The organism is Micromonospora sp. LOL_014, from assembly GCF_048060245.1.
In the GTDB taxonomy this organism is placed as follows: domain Bacteria; phylum Actinomycetota; class Actinomycetes; order Mycobacteriales; family Micromonosporaceae; genus Micromonospora_E.
This window is the reverse complement of sequence record NZ_JBHMIP010000028.1, coordinates 25002-37764: the sequence shown is the minus strand read 5'-3', so window position 1 is coordinate 37764 and position 12763 is coordinate 25002. Positions and strand designations below refer to the sequence as shown.

Genomic DNA, 12763 nt, shown 5'->3' with positions numbered 1-12763 from the left:
AGCGGTAGCCCGCCTGCCGATCGATGTCGGCGGGGGTCACCCCGGCCCGGGGCCGCCACCACGACCGGCGACACCCGCGCTGGCCGCCACCACCCGGTTCTCGCCGCGCAGCCGGACGTCAGGCGCCGGCTCGCCGGCCCGGGCCGCCCCGGACCGTTCGGGTGTCTCGTCGCCGTCGGTCCGGCGGTCACCGCGGCCGACCAGATGCAGCCGGCCGTCCTCGTCGAAGCGGCCCAGGTCCCCGCTGCGGTATAGCAGGTCACCCGGGATCTCCGGAAACGGGTTGGCAACGTACCCAGCGGCGGCGCGCCACGGCGTGCCGTGCCGGCCGGCGCCGACACCCGCCCCGCCGATCAGGATGGCGCCGGTGGCACCGGGCGGTAGCAGCCGCAGCCGGTCGTCGGCGACGAGCAGGTGGCAGTTGTCGACCGGCTGGCCGACCGGGATGGCGTCGCCGTCGGTCTCACCCACCCGGTGGTAGGCGACGGCGACCGTCCCGACCGGGCCGTACCCGGTGCTGACCTCGACCTGCGGCAGCAGGCGTCGCAGTCGGCGGGCACTGGCCGGCCGCAGCCCCGGACCCGGCACCACGACATGGCGCAGACTGGCGAGACGCCCGGCGACCGCGGCGTCCCGCTCGATCGCCGCCACCATCGTGTCGAACGTGTCCGGCTCCGTGTCGATCATCGTCACCTGCTCGGCCGCGATGACGGCGACCATGGTGGACAGATCCGGCCGGCCGGAGCCGGGGGACGCCAGCACCAGCCGCCCGCCGGTGGTCAACGGCCAGATGAGGTTGCCGACCGACGGAGCGGGCCCGGGGCCGCCCGGCAGCACGACCTCACCGCCGGTGGCGGCGAAGAAGCGGGTCATGAAGTGCACCCGGTCCGTCAGGGCGACATGCCGACTGACGGTGCAGCGCGGTACCCCGTCCGCGTCGGCGGTGACCAGCGCGTGCGCCAGGTCGTCGGGCGTCCCCGCCGGTTCCGGGCGCCGGCGGGATGAGGGGACCTGACCCGGCCGTACGTCGATCACGCGGGCGCCGGACAGCGCTGGGTCCCCGGACGGCGCGGCGGCGAGCACAGGCGCACCGGGTACCGATGCCAGCACAGGCCGCAGCCTGGCCGGTGACCAGCGTGGATCGATGGTGACATGGACGGCCCCGATCTTGAGCAGCGCGAGACTGGCCACCGGCAGCGCCGGGCCGGCGGCGAGCAGTACCGGCACCGGGTCGCCGGGCCGGACGCCGACGTCGGCCAGGGTCGCAGCCAGTCCGTTGGCGGCGTCGTCCAGTTCACGGTAGGTGAGGCGGCCTCCCGCGCCACTGACCGCGACCCGCTGGGGATGCCGGTCCACCGCCTGCTCGACCAGCAGGTGCAGCGGACGGAACGGCCCGCGGTCCACCCGACGACCGGCGTACCGGTCGAGCAACAGGTCACGCGAGGTACCGCTGACGCCGGCGGTACGCCAGCTGGCCTGGCCGGGTTCGTCGACCAGCTCGCGCAGCACCTCCGCGTACAGCTCGGCGACCGCCGGCAGGCAGCGCCGCCACGGGTCCCCGCCGGGGCAGCTGGCGTGGATGGTCAGGTGGTTCGCGGTGACCCGCCAGTCGATGCGGGCCGTGGGTGGGCCGGGCGGAGCCGCCACCCCGGTGGTCGCCCGCACCAGCAGGGCGTCCCGCCGCTCCGGCAGCAGATCCACCGGGCGCAGCCGCCGGGACAGCCAGGAGCGGACCGCCGGTCCAGCCAGATGGCGCAGCTGCTCAGGGGGGTCGATCAGGTCGAGGCCGAGCGTCGCCGTGGTCGACCGGATCGGCACCGGCCGGTCCAACCGGGCCGCGGTCTCCAGCGCGGCGAGCGCTCCGAAGACGACCGCCTGGGCTTCGTCGATCGACGTCCGGGCGCCGACACAGGACGTGCGGTAGGTCGCCACGGTCGGGGCCACCCGGGTGGATGCCGCCGTCCCGTCGCCGGCCTGGACACGTTCGGATGCCATTCCGCTGTCCTCCCCTGGCGACGGCGCGCCGCCGATCGACACGACCACAAACTCACCGCGATCGGACCATCACCCAGAGAGGCTATGCCAAATAGGCAGAGGTGGAAACATCTAACTTTGCGTGACGACTATTTCCGACAACAGGTACTCCCGCTCCCCTACGCCGCATAGTTCCTATGCGGCACATGCCGGAAAGGCGGTGGGGCACCGTGCCGACCTTCCGGTTCGGCCTCACGGCACCCCACCGACCGACGCGAATACTCCCGCTCAGTGGCTAATGCCGGCTTTCAGTGGGTCGGGAAGTCGTCCGCACTGCGAATCCGTTCCCGAATCCAGACACCTGCCTCCTTGAGCGGGGCGGTACCGGCGTAGGAGCCGCTGCCGCACACCCCGGTTCGGAAGACCGCCCCGGACCGGAAGTCGTCGGAATAGTTCCAGTTCACCCAGCTGATTTTGCGCGATTCCAGCAGGTCGATCCACAACTGGGCGTTGACCAGATCGTTGGCCCCGTCTCCGGTGTAGGTCTGGACGCCGAATTCGGTGACGAACATCGGTAGCTGATCCGCCGCCCGCGACAGCGCCGAGCGGTACGCGTCGTGATGCGAGCCGGCGTAGAAGTGGAAGGTGTACATGATGTTGGTCGCGTTCACCGGATTGGCGATGACCTCGGCCTCGCTGCCGCCTTCCGACACACCCAGCGACGACCAGGCCCGCGTGCCGACCAGCACGACGCCGTCCGGGTCGGCCGCCCTGATCACCGGGATGACCTGCTCGGCGTAGATCTTGATACCGGCCCAGTCGACCCCGTTCGGCTCATTGGCGATCTCGTAGAGCACGTTCGGCTTGCCGGCGTGCCGCTGGGCGATCTCAGCGAAGAAGGTCCTGGCCCGGTCCAGGTTGTAGTTTGGGTCACCCGGGGTCAGCAGGTGCCAGTCGACAATGGCGTACATGCCGCGGGCGGTCGCCTCGTCGATCAGTCCGTGCACCCGGTCGGTGAAGCCGCGCGGATCGGTCTCGTAGCCGTCCTCCTGGATGTACATCGAGATCCGCAGGACGTCGGCCCGCCAGTCGGTGGCGAGCGTGTCCAGCGAGGTGTCGTCGAGGCAGTGGGCGTACCACTGCAGTCCGTGCGTGCTCATGCCGCGCAACTGGATCGGGCGGCCGTGCTGGTTGCACAGGTTGACTCCGCAGACCCGCAACTGACCGTTGATCGCGACCGGCGTGGTGCCGGTCGGCGGAGCCGTCGTCGGCGGCGGGGTGGTCGGGGCCACGGTGGTCGGCGGCGGGGTGGTCGGGGCCGGTCCGCCGGCGCAGGCGGCACCGTTGACCGTACAGTTGCCGGGTATTCCGCTGCCGACGACGATGAACCCGAACGTAGTGCTGCCGCCGGCCGCGATGGTGCCGTTCCAACTGGCGTTGTCGAACGTGTACCGGTTGCCGACGGCGGCCGACCGCGCGTTCCACGACGAACTGATCCGGCTGCCGGTCGGCAGGTCGAAGCCCACCTGCCAGGAGGTGATGGTGCCGGCCGTGTCGTTGGTGACGGTGAACCGGCCCTCGTAGCCGCTGCCCCAGTCGTTGACCTTCACGAAGGCCGCGGTGGCGGCACTGGCCGACGGTGCGAGCAGGGCCACCGCCCCGACGACGGCCGCCGCGAGCCCTCCGGCCGCGACGACGAAACTCCAACGGCGCACGACGCCCTCCCTCAGGTCAGCGGGCACAACACATCGACGTGCGACGTTAAACAAGATTCTCAGTAGGGTCAACCGACAAGGTGGGACCACCGGTCCAGCTGTCCCACAGCCGCCGGTAGTCGCTGCCGGCGGCGATCAGCTCGTCGTGCGTACCCGAGGCCACGACCCGGCCGGCGTCGAGCACCACGATCCGGTCGGCCCGCCGGGCCTGGGTGAGCCGGTGCGCGACGATCAGAGTCGTCCGACCGGCGGTCGCGGCGAACGCGGCCCGTTCCAGGTCCCGCGCGCCGGCGCTGCCCGCCTCCGCCGTCGCCTCGTCGAGGATCGCCACGTCCGGATCGGCCAGCACCAACCGGGCCAGAGCGAGCTGCTGCGCCTGAGCGGCGGTCGGCTGGTGACCGCCCTCACCGACTACGCTGTCGACGCCGTCGGGCAATGCCCGGACCCAACCGAGCGCGCCCACCGTGGCCAGCGCATCGGTGATCTCGTCGGTGGTGGCGTCGGCGCGGGCCAGCCGCAGATCCTCGGTCAACGGACCGGCGAACACGTGCACGTCCTGACTGACCAGCGCGATCCGACCGGCGAGCCCCGGGTGACCGGCACGATCCGGCCCGGCGACCGGCACCCCGCCGAGCCGGACCGTGCCCGCGGTCGGCCGGAGCAGCCCGGCGACCACGCCGGCCAGGGTGCTCTTGCCCGCGCCGCTGACCCCGACCAGCGCCACCCGTTGCCCCGGCTCGACCCGCAGCGTCACGCCGCACAGCACCAACGGGCCGTCGTCGTACCGGTGGCTGACGCCGTCGATCTCGAGCCCGGTGTCGGCTGACACGACCGGCCCGGTCACGGCCGGTGCCGGGGGCAGATCGGCCACCCCCACCAGGCGCGCCAGGCTGGCCCCGGCCTGCTGGACCTGGTCGAACTCGGCGACCAGCGCGCCGAGAGGATTGAACAGCCGGTGGAAGTACAGCGCAGCGGCCGTGGTAGCCCCGACCGTCACCAGGTCCGCCCGCACCAACAGGAAGCCGACCACCAGCACCGAGGTCAGACCGACGCACTCGGCCCGGTTGAGCCGGGAGCCGAACCGGGTGAACATCCGCAGCACGGACACCGACAGGTCGCGCGACGCCGCCGAGCGCTGCTCGATCGCGGCGAGGTGTGCCGCCTCCAGCCGGTACGCGCGGACCGTCGCCGCGCCGCGCAACGCGCCGATCATCGCCTCGGACCGTTCCCCGGTGACCACCCGTTCCCGCGCGTAGTTCGGCCCGGAGCGGGGCAGGTACCAGCGCAACGCGAGCAGGTACATCGGCACCGCGGTCAACCCGGCCAGGCCAAGCCGCCAGTCCAGCGCGAACAGTCCGGCGACGGTGAGCCCGACGGTCAGCAGCGCGGACACCAGCACCGGCGCGGTGTCGGTGATGACCCGGGTCACCACCGACACGTCGTCACCGACCCGGGCCAGCAGGTCGCCGGTGCCGGTGCGGTCCAGCGTCCGGCCGGGCAGGTGCAGGGCCCGGTCGAGCACCCGTTCGCGCAACCGGGCCAGCACGGTCTCGCCGGTCCGGGCGACCAGCGCGGCGCCTAGACCGGTCAGTACGGCGCCGACCGTGGCCGCGAGCACGATCAGCACCACCGAACGGACCACCTGCCCGGTGCCGGTGCCGGCCCGGATGTCGTCGACCATGACGCCGAGCACCCAGGGCGCGACCAGCCCAGAGGCGCTGGCCGCCAGGACGGTCACCAGCGCGGATCCGCTCAGCGCACCGGCGCGGCGCAGCTGCCCGCCGAGCACCGCCCAGGTGCGCCCGCCGGTGGCGGTCGGCAGCCGGTCGCGGGCGCGGCCGGTCATCGCAGCACCGCCGCGCGGTAGGTCGGATCGGTCCGAACGAGATCGTGGTGCGGCGCGGTGCCCACCACCCGACCAGCGGCCAGGACGCAGACCCGGTCGGCCCGGCTGAGCAGCGCCGGGCTGCTGGTCACCACCAGGGTGGCCGGGGCCTCGGCCGGGACGGTCGGATCCACCGTACGACCGCCGTGGCGGGCCGCTCGCAGACCGGCCGCCAGCCGTTCCTCGGTGGTCGCGTCGACCGCCGTCGTCGGGTCGTGCAGCACCAGGATCGGCGGGTCGGCGGCCAGCGCCCGGGCCAGCCCGATCCGCTGTCGCTGGCCGCCGGAGAGACTGGCGCCCCGGTCGGTGACCGGATGGTCGAGCCCGGCGTGATGCGCCGCGACGATGTCGTCCGCGCACGCCGCGCCGATCGCAGCAGGCAACGGATCCGCTGCCTGGCCGGGTCGGATCAGCAGGTTACTGCGTAGCGTGCCGGCGAACAGCGCCGTGTCGTGCGGTTCGACCAGGACCCGTTCGCGCAGGCCGTCGAGGGTCAGCTCAGCGACCGGTACGCCGTCCACCGCCACCGATCCCCGATGGTCGTCGGCGGCGACGGCGCCGCGCAGCAGGTCGAGCAGCGCTTCGGCGTCGCGCGGCTCGTACGCCACCACTGCGAGCAGCTCCCCCGCTGCCAGCCGCAGATCGACGTCGCGCAGCGAGCGGTAGCTGACCGCGGTCAGAGCCAGGCGCGCCGGCTGCGGCCGGGGCGCCGGACGCTGACCGGGCAGCACGGCGGGCGGCGCGGCGAGCACCCGGGCGACCCGTTCGGCCGAGGCCCGCGCGGCGGCGGCGAGCTGGCCACAGAAGCCGAGTACACGGACCGGCTCGGCGATGAACTGAGCCAGACCAACCACGGTGATGAACTCACCGACGCCGATCCGGCCCCGGACCGCCATCACGCCGGCCGCGCCAGCGACGCCGGCCAGGAGCAGCCCGCTGGCGCCAGCGGTGACTCCCTGGTAGACGCCGGCCATGGTGGTCGCCCGCAGGGTCACCTGGAGGGTGTGCCGGCTCGACTCGCGGTAGCGCCGGGCCGCGTTGCGCTGCGCGCCGAACCCGCGCAGCGCGCGTAGCCCGTCGACCAGGTCGGTGGCGAGCGCGGTGGTCGCCCCGGCGGCGGCCTGCTGCGCGCCGGTACGTCGGGTGACCACTGGGGCGAGCGCCTGCAGGGCCAGCACCAGCGCCGGCACGCCGAGCAGGACACCAAGGCCGAGCGGCACGTCGATGGTGAGCAGGACCACGGACGAGACCGCCAGCGCCGCCACGGCGGCGACGGCGACCGTGGCGGCCCGGATGATCAACGCGGTCCGTTCGGCGTCGGCGGCGGCGATGGCGAGCAGCTCGCCGGAGCGAAGCCCGGTGCGGTGCCCGCGTGGGTCGAGTGCCCGCCCGGCGACCTCCACCCGGAGCCGGTGGGTCTCCCGGTGGATCGCGGTCTCGGTCAGCCGGGCACCGAACCGCCAGGCGAAGGTAAGGACGGTGAACAGAGCGGCCAGTCCGGCCACCGAGACCGCGAGCGCGGTCCAGTCGCCGGTCGCGACGGCCTGCTCGACGATCAGTCCGATGGCCAGCGGTACCGCCGCTTCGGCCGCCTGGTGCAGACTGAGCAGTACGACGCCGGCGGTGAGCCGGCCGCGGTGCCGGCGCAGGGTGCGCCGCAGCAGCCGGGCCGCGGTCAGCGGGGCGGGACGGGGTACGGGCACGGCGGGTCTCTCTCCGGCGGGGTCGGTGACGGGCCGGCTCACCGACCGGCTACCGGTGAGCCGAGGCTAACCTAAGCCGCGACCGGGCTCCATCGTCGATCACCGGCACCGGACATGACAGTCGCCACGTTGGGGTGACATCCGGTCCACCATGAGATAGGTTACTCTCAGATTGAGTAGTTCTTAATCAGAGACTTTCTAGTAACGAGAAGGACCGCGATGTCGGAGGCCGAGTTCCTCGCCAGCTACGACCCCCGGGCGTTCCCGCCGGTCGCCGTGACCGTCGACGTGGTGGCGCTGACCATCCGCGACGCACAGCTGCACGTGCTGCTCGTGCGGCGGGGCGCGCCGCCGCACGAAGGGGCCTGGGCGCTACCCGGCGGCTTCGTCCAGCCCAACGAGGACCTGCCCACCGCCGCCGCCCGGGAGCTGGCCGAGGAGACCGGGCTGGACACCCGGCCCGGCCGGGCCGCCGCGATGGACCGGGTGCATCTGGAGCAGCTGGCCAGCTACGGCGCACCCGAGCGGGACCCACGGATGCGGGTGGTCTCCGTGGCGTACCTCGCCTTCGCGCCCGAGCTGCCCCACCCGGCGGCCGGCAGCGACGCCGCCGCCGCGGCCTGGGTGCCGGTGGACGCGCTCGGCCTACCCGAACGGGCCGACCCCGACCGGCCGGTGCGGCAACGACCCGGCACCAGCCGGCGACTCGCCTTCGACCACGCCCGGATCGTCGTCGACGGCCTGGACCGGGCCCGCGCCAAGCTCGAGTACACCCCACTGGCCACCCGGTTCGTCGGCGACGAGTTCACCGTCAGCGAGCTGCGCAGCGTCTACCAGACCGTCTGGGGTGTCGAACTGCACGCCGGCAACTTCCACCGCAAGGTGCTCTCCGTACCCGGCTTCCTGGAAAGCGTCGGCGCCACCACCGAACGCGGTGGCCCGCGCGGCGGACCCCGCTCGCGCATCTACCGGGCCGGCGACGCCCGGCTGCTGCACCCGGCGCTGCTGCGACCCGCCCGGGAGGAGGAGGTCAGATGACCGTGACCGAGGCGATCAAACTCGTCCTGACCGCGCACCACCCGGCCGAGGTCTTCGGCACCGACCAGACGACTCGGCGCTACCACCAGCTGGCCCGGCTGCTGCACCCGGACACCGCCGGGGCGGCCACACCCGACCCGCGCGCCACCGCCGCGTTCATGCAGCTGACCGAGCTGTGGCGGGAGCACCTCGCCGACGGCCGGGACACCGTCACCATCGACACCGGTCGGCACCGGTACGTCGTGGACCGGACTGCCCGCTACACCGGCGACCTCGCCGACCTGTACCGGCACGGCGACGACCAACTGGTGAAGGTGCCCCGGGATCCGGCCAACAACGACCTGATCGCCCGGGAGGCGACCGCGCTGACCCGGCTCGCCGAGCGGGGCGACGCCCGCTACCTGCCGTACGTGCCCCGGGTGGTGGACGAGTTCCGGCACCGCGACACCGGCACCGGCGCCGTCCGGCAGGTCACCGCGCTGGGCACCGCCGCCGGGCTGCGCAGCCTCGCCGAGGTCCGTCGGGCGTACCCCGACGGGGTCGACGCCCGGGACGCGGCCTGGATGTGGCGGCGGCTGCTGGTCGCGCTCGGCTTCGCCCACCGCGCCGGGCTGGTCCACGGCGCGGTGCTACCCGACCACGTCCTCATCGAGCCCGACCAGCACGGCGTGGTGCTGGTCGACTGGTGCTACGCCAGCATCGACGGCACGCCGGTGCCGGCGCTGGTCCCGGCGTACGCCGACTGGTACCCCGACGAAATCCGCCGACGCCGCAGCCCCGGCCCCGGAACCGACCTCGCGATGGCCGCCCGCTGCCTCGACTGGCTGACCGGCGATCAGGCACCGGAGCCGATGCGCCGGTTCACCGACGGCTGCCAGCTGGCCGCGCTACGGCAGCGGCCCGACGACGCGTGGCGGCTGCTCGCCGAATTCGACGACCTGCTCGAACGGCTTTGGGGCCGCCGCCGGTTCCGGCCATTCACCATCCCCGACCCCAACCACCGTTAAGAATCACCCGCTTCGAAGGAGGCCCGACATGGGCAGTGGAGCCTGGTCGACCGACGTTTACCGCGCCGCGAGCGCCTACCGCAAGGCCACCGGCGCCAGCGCGTTCGCCTACAGCGACGGCGGCGCCCGCACCGTCCACCCGACCCTCGACCCGCGCGGCGTCACCGCCAGGGAAAGCCGCGACTCGACCGAACACCCTCAGTCGCTGGCCGTCGCCGTCCTGTTCGACGTCACCGGATCGATGGGCGGCGTGCCCCGGACGCTGCAGCAGAAGCTGCCGCAACTGCTCGGCCTGCTGCTGCGCAAGGGCTACGTCACCGACCCGCAGATCCTGTTCGGTGCGATCGGCGACGCGACCTGCGACCGGGTGCCGCTGCAGATCGGCCAGTTCGAGTCGGACAACCGGATGGACGAGCACCTGGGCAACATCGTGCTCGAAGGCGGTGGCGGCGGGCAGATGATGGAGTCGTACGAGCTCGCCATGTACTTCATGGCCCGGCACACGTCGATCGACTGCCACGAGCGGCGCGGCAAGCGCGGCTACCTGTTCGTCATCGGCGACGAGATGGCGTACCCGAAGGTCAAGGCCCGCGAGGTCCGGAAATTCATCGGGGACGACCTCGACGAGGACGTCCCGCTGCGCGCCGTCGTCGACGAGGTCCGCCGCCGGTGGGACACCTACTACCTGATGCCGGCCGGCAGCCACTACGCCGGCAACCGCCGCATCCTCGACTTCTGGCGGGACCTGCTCGGGCAGAACGCCGTCGAACTCGACGACCTCGACGCGGTCTGCGAGACCATCGCCACCACCGTGGCGCTCGGCGAAGAGGCCTGCGACCTCGACACCGCCCTGGCCGACCTGCGCGACGTCGGCGCCGGCGACGCCGCCACCACCGTGTCGCGGGCACTCGCCCGGATCGGCGCCGACCGCACCCCCGCGGTACGCGGCACCCTGCCGGCCACCTCGGGCCACGCCGACCGGGTGATCCGGCTGTGAATTGGGTGGCCAGCAGCGTGGCCGGGGACGCAACCGGCCGGCACGTCGCCGTGGTCGACCTCGGCTACGGCGACGCCGGCAAGGGCACCGTCGTCGACTGGCTGTGCGCGAGCCGGCCGGTCGACGCGATCATCCGGTTCAACGGGGGCGGGCAGGCGGCACACAACGTCGTCCTGCCCGACGGCCGGAGCCACACCTTCGCCCAGTTCGGCGCCGGCACCTTCCACGGCGTACCGACACACCTGTCCCGGTTCGTGGTCGTCGACCCGCTGGCGTTGGCCGGCGAGGCGACGCACCTGGCCGGGATCGGGGTGCCCGACGCGCTGGACCAGGTGACCGTCGACCGGGAGGCGCTGCTGGCCACCCCGTACCACCGGGCCGCGAACCAGGCCCGGGAGATCGCCCGGGGGGCCGACCGGCACGGCTCCTGCGGGATGGGGGTGGGCGAGAGCATGTCGTACGCTCTCGCCCACCCCGACACCGCGCCCCGGGTCGGCGACTGCCTCGACGAAGGCCTGCTGCGGCACCGGCTGAGGCTGCTGCGCGACCGGCTCACCGCCGAACTGGGGCCGCTGTACGCCCCACCGGTGGCGGACACTGTCACCGCGTTCACCGCCTTCGCGCGGCGGGTGTCGATCGTCGACCGGTCATGGACGACCCGCCTGCTGCGCGCCGGAACCGTCGTCTTCGAAGGCGCCCAGGGGGTGCTTCTCGACGAGTGGCACGGGTTTCACCCGTACACCACGTGGAGCACCACGACGTACGGCAACGTCGACACGCTGCTGGCCGAGGCCGGGATGCCCGGTACGGCGACCCGGCTCGGGGTGCTGCGGGTGGTCACCCCCCGGCACGGGCCCGGCCCGCTGGTCACCGAGGACCCGACGCTGCGGCCGCCGGAGCGGCACAACGGCACCAACGCCTGGCAGGGGCGGTTCCGGTTCGGCCACTTCGACGCCGTCGCCCACCGGTACGCCCTCGACGTCACCGGCGACCTCGAGGCCCTCGCGCTGACCCACCTGGACCTGGTCGGCGCGCACCGGCTGCGGCTGTGCGACGGCTACGACTGGGCCGACCGGCTGCCGGTCGGCCCGCCCGGCGACCTGGACCGGCAGGCAGCGCTGACCGCGAAGCTGCTGGCCAGCCGACCCCGGTACGCCGCCGACCCGGAGCCCGACCCGGACTCCTGGGTGGCGGCGGTCGAGGCGGCGCTCGGTGTGCCGGTCTGGCTGACCTCGCACGGCCCCACCGCCACCGATAAGGCCGTCCTGTCGCGTTACCGCAGGTCGACCGAGACGGAGCCGAAGTACGGCACGGCCACCGGGGTGGCGCTGTCGAAGTCGGTGCCGCCGTACCAGCGGGTCCCTTCGGGGCACTGACATTCGATCTTGATCTGCTGACCGCCGGTGATGTACTCCTGCACCACCCACTTCCATCTGCCTTGGCCGAAGTCGTCGAAGCCCATCACGTCCCTGGTGACCGCGTTGTAGAAGATCACCCGACCCGGCAGACCCGGCCCTTCGTCGCGGACCACCACCCGCACGAAACCCCGCGTCTGACTCGTGGGCCAGAACTGGTACGGCTCGGCCGGGCCACCGATCACCGCCGGCACGGTCTCGGCCTGTAACCGGTTGCCGACCTTTCCGCTCCACTGTGCTGGTTCGCGGTCCAACCGGAACAACACCGGCCACTCGTACGGACCGACCCAGTCGATGTCGAAGGTGCCGTCGGCACCGACCGGCACGGACCACATCTCCTGGTGCAAGTCCAGGTCGGGTGCGGCGGTGGAGACCCGCCCGGCGTTCTCCCCGGTCCAGTGGTTGACCGCACCGCTGATCGTGGCGCGGGGATCCAGCAGGATCTGATTCACCCGCTTGGTCTCACCTGCGGCGAGGGTGACCCGACGTGCCTCTTGCTGGCGACCGGTGCCGCCGCCCGGGCCGACCCACTGGGCACCGTACGGGCTGTCCGGTTTGGGCAGCGAGAACAGGTTGTACTGCCCGGGTTCCGGCACCTCGACCGTCACCCGTCCGCCGCCGCCGCTGCGCATCGAGCAGGCGTTGGGCAGGCGGAACGTGAGCACCGGCAGCGCCAGCACACAGACGCCCTTGACCGGTTCCCCGGTGGTCCGGTCGAACACCCGGGTGGTGATGGCACTGCCGCTGCCGATGCCGGCCCCGGAGGCCGGCGCGGCCGCCGCGCCACTGGCCATCACCGCTGCCAGTGCCATCCCGGCCGCAGCCGACACCAGCCACCGAGTGCTGCCGGAGGAGATGCTCGACCCAGTGGCCGGACACCACTGCGCACTGCTTGTCATTGCTCACCTGCCGATCTTTCCGGAACACAAAGTAATGACATGCCTACTATTCGCCTGCGTGATCGTCGGGGAAGCTGGGCAGGACGGCCGGTGTGTCGACGAGTGTCCGTCACCCAGGTGTCACCCACCG

At 72.9% G+C, this 12763-nt stretch carries 9 protein-coding genes; 4 read left to right on the top strand and 5 right to left on the bottom strand.

Annotated elements, in window-relative coordinates; translation table 11 throughout:
• Positions 1-36: 36 nt before the first annotated feature.
• The 4 genes from ACFHW1_RS22780 to ACFHW1_RS22765 form a co-directional block, all read right to left on the bottom strand.
• Positions 37-1995 (bottom strand): AMP-binding protein, encoded by a 1959-nt coding sequence (locus ACFHW1_RS22780; RefSeq protein WP_416556402.1) that lies wholly within the window; start codon positions 1993-1995, stop codon positions 37-39.
• 287 nt (positions 1996-2282) lie between these two features.
• Entirely contained in the window at positions 2283-3689 is a 1407-nt protein-coding gene (locus tag ACFHW1_RS22775; protein ID WP_416556403.1) for a cellulase family glycosylhydrolase, read from the bottom strand.
• A gap of 46 nt (positions 3690-3735) precedes the next feature.
• A complete protein-coding gene (locus ACFHW1_RS22770; protein ID WP_416556404.1) occupies positions 3736-5535 on the bottom strand; it encodes an ABC transporter ATP-binding protein in 1800 nt (599 codons plus the stop codon).
• Positions 5532-7277, bottom strand: a complete 1746-nt coding sequence (locus ACFHW1_RS22765) for an ABC transporter transmembrane domain-containing protein (RefSeq protein ID WP_416568832.1) — start codon at positions 7275-7277, stop codon at positions 5532-5534. Before ACFHW1_RS22765 ends, ACFHW1_RS22770 begins: the two co-directional genes overlap by 4 nt.
• Before the next feature lie 219 nt (positions 7278-7496).
• On the opposite strand from ACFHW1_RS22765, the gene ACFHW1_RS22760 reads away from it, so the two are divergent.
• Genes ACFHW1_RS22760 through ACFHW1_RS22745 form a run of 4 tightly spaced genes read left to right on the top strand, consistent with a single transcriptional unit; the run spans position 7497 to position 11695 of the window.
• Positions 7497-8315, top strand: a complete 819-nt coding sequence (locus tag ACFHW1_RS22760) for an NUDIX hydrolase (RefSeq protein ID WP_416556406.1) — start codon at positions 7497-7499, stop codon at positions 8313-8315.
• Positions 8312-9322 (top strand): serine/threonine protein kinase, encoded by a 1011-nt coding sequence (locus tag ACFHW1_RS22755; protein WP_416556408.1) that lies wholly within the window; start codon positions 8312-8314, stop codon positions 9320-9322. The genes ACFHW1_RS22760 and ACFHW1_RS22755 overlap by 4 nt, the downstream gene beginning before the upstream one ends.
• Positions 9323-9350: 28 nt before the next feature.
• A complete protein-coding gene (locus ACFHW1_RS22750) occupies positions 9351-10319 on the top strand; it encodes a hypothetical protein (RefSeq protein WP_416556409.1) in 969 nt (322 codons plus the stop codon).
• A gap of 17 nt (positions 10320-10336) precedes the next feature.
• A complete protein-coding gene (locus ACFHW1_RS22745) occupies positions 10337-11695 on the top strand; it encodes an adenylosuccinate synthetase (protein ID WP_416556410.1) in 1359 nt (452 codons plus the stop codon).
• Here ACFHW1_RS22745 and ACFHW1_RS22740 read toward each other — a convergent pair.
• The gene (locus ACFHW1_RS22740; RefSeq protein ID WP_416616037.1) at positions 11593-12633 is read right to left on the bottom strand and encodes a hypothetical protein; all 1041 of its coding nucleotides are present in this window, start codon (positions 12631-12633) and stop codon (positions 11593-11595) included. The two genes, ACFHW1_RS22745 and ACFHW1_RS22740, sit on opposite strands and share 103 nt — an antisense overlap.
• Positions 12634-12763: the final 130 nt, after the last annotated feature.